This is a genomic window from Enterococcus sp. 10F3_DIV0382, from assembly GCF_002140245.1.
In the GTDB taxonomy this organism is placed as follows: domain Bacteria; phylum Bacillota; class Bacilli; order Lactobacillales; family Enterococcaceae; genus Enterococcus_B; species Enterococcus_B lactis.
Genome location: NZ_NGMF01000001.1, coordinates 134,032 through 148,533, shown reverse-complemented (window position 1 = coordinate 148,533; position 14,502 = coordinate 134,032). Strand labels below are relative to the sequence as shown.

Annotated in this window: 20 protein-coding genes and 2 pseudogenes; 20 read left to right on the top strand and 2 right to left on the bottom strand. The window is 33.5% G+C overall.

The features are described from left to right. The 9 genes and pseudogenes from A5849_RS00730 to A5849_RS00690 form a co-directional block, all read left to right on the top strand. Positions 1–411: pseudogene (locus A5849_RS00730) on the top strand (hypothetical protein); the annotation flags it as partial. A 13-nt stretch (positions 412–424) separates the two neighbouring features. Further along, positions 425–610: a hypothetical protein gene (locus A5849_RS00725; RefSeq protein WP_086309894.1), complete on the top strand. Its 186-nt coding sequence runs from the start codon at positions 425–427 to the stop codon at positions 608–610. A 3-nt stretch (positions 611–613) separates the two neighbouring features. After that, positions 614–952 (top strand): hypothetical protein, encoded by a 339-nt coding sequence (locus A5849_RS00720; RefSeq protein ID WP_086309893.1) that lies wholly within the window; start codon positions 614–616, stop codon positions 950–952. A gap of 148 nt (positions 953–1,100) precedes the next feature. After that, on the top strand, positions 1,101–1,598 hold the full coding sequence (locus A5849_RS00715) for a hypothetical protein (protein WP_047632222.1): 498 nt from the start codon (positions 1,101–1,103) through the stop codon (positions 1,596–1,598). Next, positions 1,583–2,920: a relaxase/mobilization nuclease domain-containing protein gene (locus A5849_RS00710; protein WP_086309892.1), complete on the top strand. Its 1,338-nt coding sequence runs from the start codon at positions 1,583–1,585 to the stop codon at positions 2,918–2,920. Before A5849_RS00715 ends, A5849_RS00710 begins: the two co-directional genes overlap by 16 nt. 22 nt (positions 2,921–2,942) lie before the next feature. After that, a complete protein-coding gene (locus A5849_RS00705; protein ID WP_086309891.1) occupies positions 2,943–3,245 on the top strand; it encodes a hypothetical protein in 303 nt (100 codons plus the stop codon). Continuing rightward, the gene (locus A5849_RS00700) at positions 3,238–3,732 is read left to right on the top strand and encodes a hypothetical protein (RefSeq protein ID WP_086309890.1); all 495 of its coding nucleotides are present in this window, start codon (positions 3,238–3,240) and stop codon (positions 3,730–3,732) included. Before A5849_RS00705 ends, A5849_RS00700 begins: the two co-directional genes overlap by 8 nt. A 136-nt stretch (positions 3,733–3,868) precedes the next feature. Continuing rightward, a complete protein-coding gene (locus tag A5849_RS00695) occupies positions 3,869–4,171 on the top strand; it encodes a hypothetical protein (RefSeq protein ID WP_048945431.1) in 303 nt (100 codons plus the stop codon). Between the two features lie 110 nt (positions 4,172–4,281). Further along, positions 4,282–4,530 carry a type II toxin-antitoxin system Phd/YefM family antitoxin gene (locus A5849_RS00690; protein ID WP_086309889.1) on the top strand — a complete coding sequence of 83 codons (249 nt, stop codon included), beginning with the start codon at positions 4,282–4,284 and terminating at the stop codon, positions 4,528–4,530. A 228-nt stretch (positions 4,531–4,758) separates the two neighbouring features. Here A5849_RS00690 and A5849_RS00685 read toward each other — a convergent pair whose 3' ends face one another. Next, complete coding sequence (locus A5849_RS00685; RefSeq protein WP_086309888.1) at positions 4,759–5,532, bottom strand: hypothetical protein; 774 nt, start codon at positions 5,530–5,532, stop codon at positions 4,759–4,761. A gap of 104 nt (positions 5,533–5,636) precedes the next feature. Between A5849_RS00685 and A5849_RS00680 the strand changes: the two genes are divergently transcribed. Further along, on the top strand, positions 5,637–5,882 hold the full coding sequence (locus tag A5849_RS00680) for a helix-turn-helix domain-containing protein (RefSeq protein ID WP_002348835.1): 246 nt from the start codon (positions 5,637–5,639) through the stop codon (positions 5,880–5,882). Between the two features lie 59 nt (positions 5,883–5,941). Here the strand turns inward: A5849_RS00680 and A5849_RS14865 are convergent, their stop codons facing one another. Then, complete coding sequence (locus A5849_RS14865) at positions 5,942–6,091, bottom strand: hypothetical protein (protein ID WP_002322864.1); 150 nt, start codon at positions 6,089–6,091, stop codon at positions 5,942–5,944. Between the two features lie 166 nt (positions 6,092–6,257). Between A5849_RS14865 and A5849_RS00675 the strand changes: the two genes are divergently transcribed. The 10 genes and pseudogenes from A5849_RS00675 to A5849_RS00635 all read left to right on the top strand — a co-directional run bounded on the left by A5849_RS00675 (position 6,258) and on the right by A5849_RS00635 (position 14,356). Then, entirely contained in the window at positions 6,258–6,737 is a 480-nt protein-coding gene (locus A5849_RS00675) for a DUF3841 domain-containing protein (protein ID WP_086309887.1), read from the top strand. A gap of 231 nt (positions 6,738–6,968) precedes the next feature. After that, positions 6,969–7,142 (top strand): hypothetical protein, encoded by a 174-nt coding sequence (locus A5849_RS14860; protein WP_174132333.1) that lies wholly within the window; start codon positions 6,969–6,971, stop codon positions 7,140–7,142. Then, positions 7,142–7,705, top strand: a complete 564-nt coding sequence (locus A5849_RS15030; protein ID WP_086309886.1) for a hypothetical protein — start codon at positions 7,142–7,144, stop codon at positions 7,703–7,705. Before A5849_RS14860 ends, A5849_RS15030 begins: the two co-directional genes overlap by 1 nt. A gap of 17 nt (positions 7,706–7,722) precedes the next feature. Continuing rightward, positions 7,723–8,982 carry a hypothetical protein gene (locus A5849_RS00665; RefSeq protein ID WP_086309885.1) on the top strand — a complete coding sequence of 420 codons (1,260 nt, stop codon included), beginning with the start codon at positions 7,723–7,725 and terminating at the stop codon, positions 8,980–8,982. 645 nt (positions 8,983–9,627) lie between these two features. Next, the gene (locus A5849_RS00660; protein ID WP_058139997.1) at positions 9,628–10,872 is read left to right on the top strand and encodes an NAD(P)H-dependent oxidoreductase; all 1,245 of its coding nucleotides are present in this window, start codon (positions 9,628–9,630) and stop codon (positions 10,870–10,872) included. Positions 10,873–11,039: 167 nt separating this feature from the next. After that, positions 11,040–11,423: a transcriptional regulator GutM gene (locus A5849_RS00655; RefSeq protein ID WP_002314295.1), complete on the top strand. Its 384-nt coding sequence runs from the start codon at positions 11,040–11,042 to the stop codon at positions 11,421–11,423. 18 nt (positions 11,424–11,441) lie between these two features. Beyond that, the gene (locus A5849_RS00650) at positions 11,442–11,981 is read left to right on the top strand and encodes a PTS glucitol/sorbitol transporter subunit IIC (RefSeq protein ID WP_002314296.1); all 540 of its coding nucleotides are present in this window, start codon (positions 11,442–11,444) and stop codon (positions 11,979–11,981) included. 30 nt (positions 11,982–12,011) lie between these two features. Further along, complete coding sequence (locus tag A5849_RS00645; RefSeq protein ID WP_002314297.1) at positions 12,012–13,019, top strand: PTS glucitol/sorbitol transporter subunit IIB; 1,008 nt, start codon at positions 12,012–12,014, stop codon at positions 13,017–13,019. A gap of 38 nt (positions 13,020–13,057) precedes the next feature. After that, positions 13,058–13,171 (top strand): annotated as a pseudogene (locus A5849_RS14625) (PTS sorbitol transporter subunit IIA); the annotation flags it as partial. A 243-nt stretch (positions 13,172–13,414) separates the two neighbouring features. Next, positions 13,415–14,356: a sugar-binding transcriptional regulator gene (locus A5849_RS00635; RefSeq protein WP_025478077.1), complete on the top strand. Its 942-nt coding sequence runs from the start codon at positions 13,415–13,417 to the stop codon at positions 14,354–14,356. The last annotated feature ends 146 nt before the right edge of the window (positions 14,357–14,502 follow it).

The window sequence follows — 14,502 nt, the reverse complement described above, 5'->3', positions numbered from 1 at the left end:
AATACTACAAGTAGTCAAAATGGAAATCGAACAGTAGATGTACGAGAAAATGTACAAAGTAGTGCGTCAAATCAACCGAGAACGATAGATGTTCGAGAAAACTTGCAGAATACTACAAGTAGTCAAAGCGGAAATCGAACAGTAGATGTACGAGAAAATGTACAAGGTAGTGCGTCAAATCAACCAAGAACGGTAGAAGTACGTGAAACAAGAGCTGAAGCAAGTCAGGGAGATAAGACGCAAAAAATAAATATTGTCGAGGAACGAAAAGAAAGACCTAATGAAAAAGTGATAGTAGAACAAGAAGTGAAGGAGAAGAAACGTCAACGATTTACTTATGAAAATAATCCACTGTTTCAGGATATTTCTGATAAACCAAATCCGCTGTTTGATAGTCTATTTAAAAAATAAAGAGGTGATTATCATGCAATTAATTCTACAGATTAGTACGCAGGATTTCTTAGAACTTGCCGAATTATGCGACTCAGTAAAGAAAGCGACAAATGAAAAAATCACGGTCACAAATTATATTGAACTGATGATTCAAGAAGAATTAATGATGAAAAATGAGCTTGTGAATGAACTTAGTCACATACAAAAAGGAGCATGAAAAATGGCAAGGAAAAAACAAAAATCAATTGCAGATTTGAAAAAAGAACTCGCTGAGTTGGAGAGAAAACTTTATCCCGAACTGGGAAAGTATGTCTATGAAAAAACAGGAATTTCATCAGTAAAAGAGTTTGAAGAAACTTTTGAAATTAATCAAAAAGGTACTCAAGAAAAATGGCAAAAGGCGGTAAATTTCGCGAATAGCGAATTTACCCTAGTACACGAATTTCTTGCAAGCGATCAATTGATGGAAACGAAGTTCCAACAATTTTTGAGAAGAAAAGGAGAGACAGCGTATCGAATTTTCTATCGAGAAGAGGCGCAAGAAGAAAGTATTAGGTAGCTGATTTAACGGCTATCTAATCTCGATAAAATGCGGAGCATGAGGGTGCTCGTAGGGAGTTTACTCCCTCGACAAGCGGGGAAGGGTTCCCTTTCCCCTAGCTTGCTTCTTTTGAACTTAAAAATAATATTGGAAAGGAGAAGTGCGCATGGCAATTGATGTCAGTAAACTACCATTAGAAGAAAGGCGAAAGCGATATAAACGTAATGAAGATAGTCGACGACAAAATAGGCCGATAAAGTTTCGGGTAGACGATTATCAGTACCAAGAGCTAGAAAAAACAGCAGACATTTTTGGTTTATCTGTTCCAATGTACGTGAAGAAAATCGCAGTAGACAACGCAGGGAAAAGTCTAAAATATACCGATCGACAATATAAAGAAATTAATTTTCATTTACTAGCAATAGGAAGAAATTTGAATCAATTAGTGAAAACAGCAAATTATTTGCGTGTTCAGTTAAATAAAAAAGATACCGAGATACAAAAAGAAGAACATCAGAGTGTTTACTTATCTTTTACAACTAAGCAAGAGCGATTAAAGCGGCTATATGCTGAAAAAAATGACTTAATGATACAAATAAAATCAATAAGTGATCCATTGAATCGCTTGGAAAAAGAGTTGAATAAGTTATGGGCTCGATTATAAAAATTGCTTCAAAAAGTAGGAGTATTCATAATACAATTTCATATATGTTAAATAAACAAGAAGATTCTGAACTCGTGACAGGAATTGGCGTATCGAACGATATAAATGCCATTGAGGATTTTAAACGAACCAATGAAATTTTTGGTGATAAAGGAAAAATAAAACTTTGGCATTTTACACAAAGCTTTGATCCGCTGGAAGATATTTCCGCTGAAAAAGCACATGAGTTGGGCGTTAAGTGGGCAGAAAAAATATTTCCTAATCAGTCAGTTTTGGTCGTCACACACACAGACAAAGGGCATATTCACAATCACTTTGGTATTTCGCCAAACAATCAGCAAACAGGGAAAAAAATGGATATTCGTAAGAATGATATTCGAGTTTTGCAAGCTTGGAATGATAACATACTCATAGATAATGGCATTAGTCCTCTTGATATGTATAAGTATAATCACTTAGTTGCAGATCGTGAAAATTGGAAGGAACGGGAGTTCAGAACAGAAAATAAAATATCAAATCGGGAAAAGATAAAGATTGCTGTTTCTGAAGTTAGTCAATATGCAAAAAATTATGATGAATTCCATAATGAGTTGAAAAAAAGACATTCTATTGAATCTTATCGCTTTGCAAAAAATCAGCGGATTGGCTACAAACTCTTAGATACTGAAGGTGAGTTAATCTTAAAGATTGGCGGAAAGCGTTTAGGGCAAAACTATGATATGAATTATCTTGATGATTTGTTCACAGAAAATAAAAAAGCGGAGCAAATTCAATCTAAAGAGGTACTCACTGAAATTGCTATTCGACATCTTGGTAAATCGTTAAATGGTAGAGCGGATAGTAGATTTAATTGGCAAGAACGAGCGCAACGCTTTGAATTAGATAATGAGAATATACCATTTCTTAGATCATCAAAAGATTATGAAGAATTTTATTATAAATATAAATTTGAAATAGAGGACAGAATAGAAAATTTATTGGATGTTTTTGGTGAGAATAAAAACCAATTCTTTGGATTTGCAGTGGAAGAGGAACCTTTAAAATATAAGAAGAAATGTGTGAATTTGGTGTATAAAAAAGTTGTTTATGATATCGCAGAGAGTTTATCAACTGATTATGACCAATTTAACATTCAAGATACTGAACCCGCTTTAGAACGTAATTTTAAGAAGCGTTATATTCAAGAAACAAAACGTGTTCTTCATTTATTTAATCGTGCAATTGATGATGGTACGATTGAAAAAGCTCGGAGAGAGTATGAAGAAACAGCAAGAGAAATTGATTATCAAAAACAACAAAATCAATATGATATGGATTTTTAAGTAAACAGGGAGAGGGAAAAGAATGTCTGATCCGTATATTAAAGTATATTGTTCAAAGGAAACAAAAGAATTGTTTGACAGCTTTTATGAGAAGAATAAAGGAACTATTGGAACGAAAGCAAATATGTTCCGTGTGATGGTTTCAAATTTACCAATGTTGGCTAGTCAATCAAATAAAAAATTTAGTGATCCTGAAAGCATTAAACTTGAACAAACAATTTCAGAACTAGAATCAAGTATAATGAAAAAGTTGGATGGTATTGATCAAAAGTTATCGTGTTCTCTAAAAAACAAATACAAAACGGAGGAGAAAAAAGATGTTTAAAGTGTATTTTCCGTTTCAGTGGCTCGTTAAAGGAATTCTTTTATTGCTACTAGGATTGATTCTTTTTGGAAGCTATCTAACAATTAAAGCCAGATATTTTCCAGAAGAAAAACCAGTAAAAATTGTAACTAAAGATTTAAAAATGGGTGAAACTTATCAGGCAGATGGGGTCGAACTAACGTTTAAAAAGGTTGAATTGACCGAAAAAAGAAATGAATTTGCGCAACATGACCGTGTATTACAAGTGACCTATACAATGAAAAATGATACAGAAAATCCGATACGTCCGCAACAATGGTCGATTGAAAATAAAAATGGTGAAGAACTTTATGAGTATGCTATGATATTGAATAATCCAGAATATATTGAAAGTGGCAAAGCAGAAACTGTTAATTATTATTATGAACTTCCGAGCGAAATCCAGAATTATCAAATCGTAATACGTGAAGCAGATGGTTATTTTGTTGGCTTGCCATTTACTTTGTAATCTTTTATTTGAAAGTGGCTTATACTTTAATTGAATTAGATGTAGGACTGTCAAGATAATATCACGAGTGATTAGAGACAAAGAATCTATATCAATTTTACGATTTTTTGAAAATGAAAGTGAGGAAATTGGAAGAATGGCTGATGAAAATAAAGTTGTTCCGCTTGAAACACTAGTGATAAATAAGGAAGAGTTTGAGCAACTTTTTCTTGATTTTTTTGTTCAATATGACAGGATTTATGATTTTAGTTCGTCACTAGATTTATTTGAATTAGAAGCAGAAATAATAAAAAACAGTCAAGAGGAAGATGGTAACATTATTATTTCAGTAGAAAAATTCAATGAATTGTTCTCAGAAACATTTGAAATAGATACAGATTATTATCAACCACAAGAAGTTTTTCGATCGTTTAGAGATCAGATTATTGGTATTAGTTAAACTACAAAATGAAAGCTTAATAAAGCAAGCGTTGAAAGAATTATTCCTCAACGCCTGCTTTATTTGATGGGCGCTTCATAATAGAGGTATAGAGAAGAGAGGTGTTCATTTTGGATGCTATTACTCCAACAAACTTCAAAAAAAATATAGGTAAAGTGTTGCAAGAAGTAGTTCATTCAAAGTCTGAAATAGAAATTACTAGGGATTCTAAAAATGGATTGAACGATGGCGTCATTATGATTTCTAAGAGAAAGTGGGAGCTGCTACAAGAAGAACTTTATTTACAACGAACGGGTACATGGGCTTATGTATCTAATTTAATGAAAAACGAGAAGGAAGATGACTTTAAAGTAGTTTAGTATGAAGGTCGATTGATAAAACGATGTGGATTAATGCTAAATAATGAGTAATTTTTCAATAATATAAAAACTGTGTACAGTATTAGAAGTAGAGAAACGCTAGCGTCGAAAAAAAATATTTTTCGTGAAAAGTAATAGGGGCTAAAAAGAAAGTATACAATTTATTTATGTTTCTAAGCATAAAAAAAAGAGCGTTGAAAGGAATATTTCTCCTTCAACGCTTCTTTTTTAGAAGATTTTAATGACCATCTCAGCTTCATTTTCAGGTTTAGGTAATTCATGGAAGCTTGTGTTTATAGTGCTTAATTGCTCAACTAACCATGTTTTACTTTTTGACTCGTAGACAAATCTAAAATTAATATCATTGTTCTCGTGTTGAAGAGGTTTCTCCAAATAATCTGGTGAATATTCATAGTCAACGTAACCTGCTAATACAAAAGTAAGCAATCCATTATTTAGTGTCAGATTTAACGGATGGTCGTAAGCTTTTATTTTTTTTAACGTCATATTGTACGTATCTTCAGCCATAAAAGTTGAGTTCATGATTTCATCTTGGGTTTCATTAAAAAAGTTATCCGAATAATCGCTTATTTTTGAAAAGTCTTTATTGGCACCAGCCTCAAAGAATTGTTCAACTTTTTCAGTATAAAGTTGTGCTAACGCTCCTTTTTCAATAGTTACTTTAATATTCTCGTGCCAATCAATTTCTGTGCTGTTCAGTATGGGAAGCTCGGCCTTGAGTTTTATATTCTCTTGATTTTTTTCAATTTCAATTGGCAAAACTTTTTCAATAGAGTTACTTTCTGACAATGGAACATCTAGTTTTTTATCATGATAATAAGCTTCAAATCCATCTGGAACTGGAAAAAAATGTATAGGATAATTCTTTTCTGAGGTTGTTGTACTTGTTTCAGTACTTGTAGAATTTGTGTCAGAAGTGGCGCACCCACTTATAGCTCCCGTGAGTAAAGCACAGGTTAGAATGATTGCAAATTTCTTCAAAAAAATTCCTCCTTAAAATTGAATATGGACTAATACTAGTCCCATTGTAGCATACCAAATCTTTAAGATTAATAAGAAAAAGGACTAATTTTAGTCCAAAAGGTGTGCTATTTTTGAAGGAAGAAAAGTTAATAGATAAAGAAAATGTAATCGGTAGCAATATCAGACGAATCCGATTAGAAAAGGGAATGGGACAGACAGAACTGGTGCGAGAACTCCAGCTCAGTAAAATCGCTATGACAAGAGAAACATTGGTTAAGATTGAAGGTGGCCGGCAACATATTAAGCTGGATCAATTGAGAGCTATTAGGGATATTCTACAGGTATCTTATGAAGATTTGCTTCAATGACTACTTGTAGTCATTGATTACTGATTCGTGAAGCAATGTTAAATATGGGAGGGTAGTCTTTATTGGTTATCTGCTTTACTTTGTTCATTTGGATTATAAGTGTCCTTTTTGAGGCTATCTGAGAGTTTCTTATACTCTAACTCAAATGTTCTTTGCCATACTTTACTTTTTTGGGATTTCTTTTTGATATATTCATCGACTTTTCTCATTTTGGCTACCTCATTTCGCTATTCAGGATAGTATTAGTATATCCTGATACTATCCGTTAGTGAAGAAAACTCGTGTACAATTAATGCTGGGCTCAATTGAATGAAAAAGTATGCAGATTTCAAATTGGTAAATGACTATAAGTAGTCAAAAAAAGGTGGCGAATAAATGAAAGTGTACACGGTTCAACCAGTAGATTTTTTGCAATCTGTTGATTCAGAAGGATTTATTTATCCAAAGAAACGCTATACTGAATTATCTGTCTTTTTCGATAATCCGAATGCAGTTGGTGCACTTCATTGGCTTGAAGAAGAGTATACGAAACGAATTCAGTTACCATTGGATCGAGATTTAATTTGGTTGTGGCGAGATACCTGCCATTTAAAGTATGCTCGTAAAGATAATTTTACAGATTTTAGCAAATACAATTTTTACTGTTTTGAAATTCCTATTGAGTTTTATAGAAAGAACATTTTATGGTCAAGGTTTATAGAGTGGCATGAACCGTTGAATCATGAGTGGGAGACTGATGAAGATCAGGAATTTGAGCATATTTTTGATATTCCGAAACATACGGGGTATGGGGATATACAAGGGGTAACGACAAGGTTGCACAAGGATTGGATAAAGAAAATTACTCGCAATTAAAGGTGACTACTTGTAGTCTTTTGAATAGAGTTCTTAATGTTACACCCTTATGTATCACGAATGAATACTGGTATAATAGTAAATAGGGTGTGTAACCTTAGGGTATACTTAACTGTTACAATTTATTCTGTATATTGAGTAGAATATAAGAAAATTTGAAAGATAATATTTTGTCTTTGTCAGATGTTTGGAAATTATGCTATAATTACTTAAACTTAGGAGGTTTTGGCAATGAAATATGAGGAATTAACCATAAGTAAGAGTGGTGCTCAATTGTTGGCAGAAAGTAAATTTAAACCATTTGTTCCGAGCCAAAGACAAGAAAATAATAAGAAGCAATTAACGGATTTGTTTAAGAAGAACTTAGCTGCAAGTGCTAGAAAAAAAGAGTTGGTTGGTAAGTAATGAATGTCGAAGTGTATTCTATAAGTGATATTGAAGATATTTTTAAAGAACAAAATCTTGATATTAAGGAATATCTTAGTAGGTTTACTATTGGGGTCAATTCCAAGATACAAGATTTTTTTCGTGACTCAGCGCTGGCTAGAAATCGAGAAAATGTTTGTCGTACATTTATAGTGATAGACTTAGATAGTGATCCACTAGATAATATAGTTGGATACTTTTCTTTGACAATTACATATAGAAAAATAAACGAGGATGTTTCCAAAAAATTAAAAAGGAAAATTTCTAGTGATGCGGAAAGACACAATATTTTTTCTGCGACTCTTATAAGTAAATTAGGAAGAGCCGACAAATATAAAGGTAAGATTTCCGGGAAAGAGATCATGAATTTAGCCTTGGAAACGTGCTACCAGATTTATGAGTTGACAGGATTACGGCATGTTTGTGTTGATTACTATGATAATGAAGCATTGGAAGAGTTCTATCTAAATAAATCTGGATTTAAAAAGTATCAACATGACGATGAACAAGGCTTGAATTATTGTTTTTATAAATTCAGTTAAAGTAAGGAATGGTATTGTTGACTGCAGAAATAGGGATTCTCAATAAAAATGGAGTTGTTATCGCCGCTGATTCTGCTGTCACAATGAGCGGTAGTAATAATCAGAAGATATACAATTCTGCAAATAAAGTTTTTGCGTTAGCTCCGTCACATGATATAGGAATGATGATTTATGGAAATGCAAGTATTAGTGGGATACCTTGGGAGGTATTGATAAAAGAGTATAGAAAGAATTTATCCAAACCTTTTGGTAGAACTCTAGAGTATATTAGCGATTTTCTGGATTTTTTGGAAACCATTAAAGATATACAAAGTAATCAAAGTGAAACCGATTTAGTTGTTAGATACGTGAACGAATTGTTAAATCTAATTCATGAAGAACTTACTATAGCTATTTTTCAGAAAGATGAAATTGATAAAGATGAAGAATTTGTGCGACTATTAGATGAGATGAAACGAGAGTTTGCGAAAGCAAAGCCATTTACCAAAAAAGAAACATTAAAAGAATTCAACATGCGTTTTGATGAAAACGTTAGGAGTATTTATGATGATTTTTGTGAAAAGCTGGGTATTTCTAATAAAGTAAGGGATAATAAAAGAAGTAGTTTTATTTCTATCTTAAGGAATGCTTTATTCAGTAAAGAATATTTTTCTAATAGTAAAACTGGATTGGTTATCACTGGGTATGGTGAGAATGATCTTTTTCCAAGTTTATATTCTCTTTCAATAGAAGGATATATTGGCGGAAAGCTGAAGATATTAATGGATAATCGACTTGAAATCAGTGTATACGGAACTACTTCTGGAATTGCACCTTTTGCACAACAAGAAATGGTCCACACAGTTATGCGTGGGATTGATCCTGAAATGCAAGAGAATATCGAACTTATTACATCAATAGGTTTTGATAATTTTATTTCATCTTTAGAGGACGAAAAATTAATAAATGATTATTATGATGAGGATATCCAAATTTTAAAAGATAGTTGTCAAGATGCTATAAAAAGTACTATTAAAGATAAGATAAATAGTTCATATGTAAATCCAGTGCTTCGTTCTATTGATTTAATGCCTAAAGAAGAATTAGCTACTATTGCTGAAACTTTAGTTAACATAACTTCTTTCAAAAGAAAAATTTCAATGGAAATGGAAACCGTAGGAGGGCCTATTGACGTCTTGTTAATCACCAAGTCAGATGGACCAATTTGGATTAAACGCAAATATTATTTTGAAGAAAAAATAAATCCTGATTATCATAAACGTAAATTTTTTTCATAATTTCTATTCTTCAATCAGCCAACTCGCCAAGATGTGGTAATGATTTGAGGTAATGACAGTATCTAACTTTATATAGCTCAGTAAAACTATATGAACGTGGAAATATTGATTCCGCACTATATATAATTCTATAAAACGCTATAAAATAGAAGTTTGTTTAACCAGGTCTTAAAAAAGCTGGTAAAGTATCTCAATGCTCAAAACGTTCATATATCTTATAGATCAACGATTCAGACGTTTCACAACATTGTTTGTGAAACGTCTTTTTTGTTGTTGACTTTTTTGAGATAAATTACGTTAAGCAATTTCACCAACTGGCATTTGCATCACGCTAAGTGTTCACGTAAGTTCGAGTAATATTTATATCGATATAGATCAAATGCATCTGGGATTTGTTTAAGGGTGACACAGATTTTTTTGCTATAAAGTAACATCGATATATATCGTCTTATGCATCATTGTCTGAACAAGATCTCTGTGACGACGATCGAATTCATTTAGTATCTATAATAATGTAATTTGCGATAATAAGCCCTTTTTGACATTTGATAGTATAGTTGACATTTGACAAAAACAATGATATAACTATTTTGTAAAAAACAAATGACACATTTTTTGTCATTTGACAAATAAGGAGGAGAAATCATGACATTATATACAAAATTATTACAACGAGAAAAGGATGGCCACCCAATTAGAGTTGGAGTGATTGGCGCAGGACAAATGGGTTTTGGGATGATTTCTCAAATATCAACTATTCCTGGGATGATTGTCTCTGGTATCAGTGATATTAACCTGGAAGCTGCTAATCGTGCGGCAGAAGCTTATAAAGCGAGTTCGGCTCTAAAACATGACATTTTGATCAGTCCAGATTTCAAAGACGTGATTAACTCAGACAAAGTTGAAATTATTGTTGATGCAACTGGTGTTCCTGAAGCAGGGGCACAAATTTCTTTGGAGTCGTTGATGGCAAAAAAACATATTGTGTTGCTAAATGTAGAAATTGATATCACCATTGGCCCATTAATGAATAAAATGTATGGAGCTACTGATTTGATTTATACTGGATCAGATGGAGACGAACCAGCAGCAACAATGCAAATGTATGAATTTGCTAAAAGTATGGGTATGGAGGTTTTGGTTGTTGGTAAAGGAAAAAATAATAAATTGATGGTTCATGCCAATCCTGACACAGCAGCTGAAAAAGCAAAAAAACAAGTGATGAGTCCTAAAATTTTAGCCTCATTCCAAGACGGTACAAAGACAATGGGGGAAATGAACTTACTATCCAATGCAATGGGGTTTGTGCCTGATGTGGTTGGAATGCACGGCATCTCAGCTGATTTGGATGGCACTGTCAATAAATTAGATCTAAAAGAAAATGGGGGAGTTTTAAGTAAATTTGGGGTTGTTGAGTATGTAGATGGTATTGCTCCTGGTATTTTTTGTATTGTTAAAGGACAAAATGAAGGCGTGGCCCACGAAATGAACTACTTGATGAAGAAAGGAGATCGTGATCACCACATTTTGTATCGTCCATTTCATTTATGTTCACTTGAAACCCCAATTACAATTGCTCGTGCAGTATTGGAGCAAGATACAGCAATTTTACCTATGGGAGCACCAATTTCTGAAACAGTCTGTGTGGCGAAAAAAGATATTAAAGCTGGTGAAAAAATTGATGGTATTGGTGGATTCTGCGTTCGTGGTGTATTAGAAACACATGAAGATATGGTAACAAACGCTAATATTCCAATCGGGTTGATTGCTGGAGCAATTGCTAAACGTAATATTAAAGATGGTGCATTTTTAACGATAGAAGATGTAGAATTGGATGAATCAACTACAGTTTATAAACTACGCAAATTACAAGATGAAACATTTGCATAATTTGTAATAGATGATCTTCCTCCAGCTTTTTTTTGTACTTTATTATCTTTATATGATACAAAACGGCTCCTATTCGCCTTGTGACGATGGAACAATTCAATTACAATTAATAAAGATTGACATCACTATTTTCAATTGAAGAATGATGGCTGGAGGAGAGAGTTTTTATGCGAGGTTTAACCATTTTAGGAACACTTATTATCGTCGCTCAGGTGTTACTCAGTCTTTATCAAATCCGTTACTATAATGCTTTTATGAATAAACTAATTAAAAGATACGATACATGTCCTGGATACACGTTAACAACTGAAGTGGAAAAAAATTGTATTTCTTCGGTAGTACTCGTGGTTATAACAGATAGTCAAGATACTATTATAGAAGCTTATATATACGCTGGACTAACCATTTTTTCGCAGTTTAAACCGTGTGATGTTTTGACAGGAAAAACAATTTCACAAAATTTAAAAAATGAAATTGCCAAAGAAAAACCGTCTCTTAAGCAGAGAGCGATTCATTCATTTTTATCTAAAAAAATGAAATCGGTTACTTAGAATAAGGAGGGAAAATAAATGAAATATATTGAATGGTTTGGCAAAAACTTTATTGGCTTATTTGAGGCTGGTGGAGAACAATTTATGGCTTTTATGACTGGTATTATTCCTTTGTTGATCGTTTTGCTGACATTTACTTATTCTATTATTGCCTTTATTGGCGAAGAACGCGTAAATAAAGCAATTAAAGTAAGCGCCAAGTTTTTGCTGTTACGATATACTGTTATGCCAGTACTATCTGTTCTTTTATTGACAAATCCTATGGCTTACACATTTGGTAAATTCGTTGAAGAAGATGAAAAACCTGCCTTTTACGATGCAGTAGTTTCATTTCTACATCCAGTGACTGGCCTTTTTCCCTATGCAAATGCTGGTGAATTGTTTGTTTATCTTGGAATTGCCAATGGTGTTATGAAAGCCGGGTATGATCAAGGGAGTCTTGCAGTTCGTTATTTTTTATGTGGTATCGTTATAATTTTTGTACGTGGCTTCATTACTGAAAAAATCACTAAATTCTTAATGAAACGTGAAACATCGGCTAAAACAGAAGTGGCATAATCAGGCTAAACATATGTAGGGGGAAGAAATATGTATAAAAAAATTTTTGTAAAGAAGGGTAGTAATGGTTGGGGGCGAGGCTTAGAAATTCAACCAGAAGGTAAGAAAACAAAAATCATTTCTGTGACTGGTGGTGGGATTCACCCAGTTGCGCAACGGATGGCAGATTTAAGTGGTGCTGAAGTGATTGATGGTTTCTCTAATTCAGTTCCAGAGGAAGAAATCCTGGCAGCAGTTATTGATTGTGGTGGTACTGCTCGTATCGGCGTTTATCCAATGAAACGTATTCCGACCGTGGATATACTGCCATCTTCGCCATCAGGACCTTTATCAAAACATATTACAGAGGATGTTTTTGTGTCAGGTGTAAAGCCTGAAGATGTGGAAGTTGTGGGGGACGTGGTGACGGGGGAAGCAAATGCGGCTACTAGTCCAGCTTCCGTCGTCGATGAAGACTTTGATGAAACATATGCCAAAGTAAAAGCAGATCATGTCTCAGCCAATGCTAAGAAAGACAGTATATTAGTTAAATTTTCTCGTGCTATTGGGAAAGTCATGGGGATTTTTTACCAAGCAGGTCGCGATGCTGTAGATATGATTTTAAAGAACATCATTCCGTTCATGGCATTTATTTCCATGATTATCGGAATCATTAATTATACTGGTATAGGGGATTTAATTGCAAAAGGACTGGCACCTTTTTCTGATTCGATTATAGGCATGCTTGCGATTGCTTTTATCTGTAGTATGCCTTTCTTGTCACCGATTTTGGGACCTGGTGGAGTTATCGCACAGGTCGTTGGTGTATTGATTGGCACACAAATTGGTGCAGGAACAATCCCAGTTGTGTATGCTTTACCTGCATTGTTTGCGATCAATGCACAAGCAGGATGTGATTTCATTCCAGTAGGTTTGTCTTTAGGAGAAGCTAAACCCGAAACGGTACGCGTTGGTGTGCCTGCTATTTTGTATAGTCGCGTCATCACTGGCGTACTAGCAGTAGTTATTGCTTGGGTATTCAGTATTGGAATGTATTAAGGGAGGAAGATGATTTGGTTTAATGAAAAGTTTTAGAAGTAGGGAAAATGATTTCTGCATTTGAAAAAGAAAAATTACTGATTCTATTTGAACAAAATATAACAAATGAGTTAAAAACAAATTATGTGATTCATGAATTGGAGACAACATGAATACATCGTTACTTACGTTGGTGAATGTTACAAATAAGAACTTTAAAGAATTAAGACATATCTCCATCTATTTCAAATTCAGTAAGGTTGAAGCTCTTCTAGGCGCAATTGTTATAGAACCAGATAACTTTTCATCAATACAAGAAAAACGAATTAATCAATTTTTACTAATAATTTTTTTATCTGTGTCATATGCCAATCTATATGTTATATTTTACTAAAAAGGCAAATAGGAGAGATGTTATGGATCGCGCTGATGAAAAAGAATTGGTTAAAATTGCGTCAATGTATTATGAAGAAGGGATGACACAAGCAGAAATCGCGAAAATTATAGGCGTTTCTAGATCGTTAGTTTCTAAAAATTTAATTGATGCTAAGGAAGCAGGGCTTGTTGAAATATTCATTAATAGCAAGAGTGTTTACTCGGTAGAACTTGAAAGGAAACTTGAGCAAAAATTCAACCTGAAAAGCGCTATAGTCGTTGATACAATGGACTTAGCTGGATCTGAAGTTGATAAGATGATTGGTCGTCAAGCAGCTTTGTATTTGCAAAAAGCATCAAAAAAAGCAACAAAAATTGGAATGTCTTGGGGAAAATCATTGAGAAAACTAGTCGATAATTATCCTTTCACCAATCAACCTGATGTGACAGTATATCCACTGATTGGGGGGATGGGTGATGATTATGTTGATATTCATTCCAATCAATTGTCATATGATCTAGCAAGAAAAATGAGGGGAAAAGCTAAGTATCTTTACGCCCCAGCGTTAGTATCTAATCCACGTATTAAAGAGGATTTATTCGAAAATCCTACTATCTATAGTGTTATAGAAGAAGGTCGTGTTGTTGATATTGCCTTGGTTGGGGTTGCTAGTCCATTCGAGAAAAGTACTATGGCTGAAATCGGCTATATCAAAGAACAAGATATTTCTGAGCTAAAGAAAAGTGGGATTAAAGGAGATATTAACTCGCGGTTTTTTGATGAAAACGGTAAAGAGGCTGATTGTCAGCTAAATAAAAGTGTGATCGGTGTTAATCTGGAAGACATAAAAAAAATTCCTACGGTAATTGGTATCGCATATGGAATAGAGAAGGTTGAGTCAATAAAACTTGCTTTAGAACATCAATTAATTAATGTTATTGTAACTACTGATAAAGTGGTGAATGAGTTATTAATAGACTAGAATTAGATAATATGAAAGAGTACTGGACGCTACTTGCACCGTGTAACCAATAAATACGACTTGAAAATATATTTTTTCTACGTTAACTTAAGTTAAACTTAGTAAACAGTTTTGCTATGTAATTTCTTTAATTGTATTAATACGAG

Bases quoted from the DNA above. Each gene is read 5' to 3' on its own strand.
- A5849_RS00725 (WP_086309894.1), top strand. From the start codon at position 425: ATGCAATTAATTCTACAGATTAGTACGCAGGATTTCTTAGAACTTGCC.
- A5849_RS00720 (WP_086309893.1), top strand. From the start codon at position 614: ATGGCAAGGAAAAAACAAAAATCAATTGCAGATTTGAAAAAAGAACTC.
- A5849_RS00715 (WP_047632222.1), top strand. From the start codon at position 1,101: ATGGCAATTGATGTCAGTAAACTACCATTAGAAGAAAGGCGAAAGCGA.
- A5849_RS00710 (WP_086309892.1), top strand. From the start codon at position 1,583: ATGGGCTCGATTATAAAAATTGCTTCAAAAAGTAGGAGTATTCATAAT.
- A5849_RS00705 (WP_086309891.1), top strand. From the start codon at position 2,943: ATGTCTGATCCGTATATTAAAGTATATTGTTCAAAGGAAACAAAAGAA.
- A5849_RS00700 (WP_086309890.1), top strand. From the start codon at position 3,238: ATGTTTAAAGTGTATTTTCCGTTTCAGTGGCTCGTTAAAGGAATTCTT.
- A5849_RS00695 (WP_048945431.1), top strand. From the start codon at position 3,869: ATGGCTGATGAAAATAAAGTTGTTCCGCTTGAAACACTAGTGATAAAT.
- A5849_RS14865 (WP_002322864.1), bottom strand. From the start codon at position 6,091: ATGAGAAAAGTCGATGAATATATCAAAAAGAAATCCCAAAAAAGTAAA.
- A5849_RS00675 (WP_086309887.1), top strand. From the start codon at position 6,258: ATGAAAGTGTACACGGTTCAACCAGTAGATTTTTTGCAATCTGTTGAT.
- A5849_RS14860 (WP_174132333.1), top strand. From the start codon at position 6,969: ATGAAATATGAGGAATTAACCATAAGTAAGAGTGGTGCTCAATTGTTG.
- A5849_RS15030 (WP_086309886.1), top strand. From the start codon at position 7,142: ATGAATGTCGAAGTGTATTCTATAAGTGATATTGAAGATATTTTTAAA.
- A5849_RS00660 (WP_058139997.1), top strand. From the start codon at position 9,628: ATGACATTATATACAAAATTATTACAACGAGAAAAGGATGGCCACCCA.
- A5849_RS00655 (WP_002314295.1), top strand. From the start codon at position 11,040: ATGCGAGGTTTAACCATTTTAGGAACACTTATTATCGTCGCTCAGGTG.
- A5849_RS00650 (WP_002314296.1), top strand. From the start codon at position 11,442: ATGAAATATATTGAATGGTTTGGCAAAAACTTTATTGGCTTATTTGAG.
- A5849_RS00645 (WP_002314297.1), top strand. From the start codon at position 12,012: ATGTATAAAAAAATTTTTGTAAAGAAGGGTAGTAATGGTTGGGGGCGA.
- A5849_RS00635 (WP_025478077.1), top strand. From the start codon at position 13,415: ATGGATCGCGCTGATGAAAAAGAATTGGTTAAAATTGCGTCAATGTAT.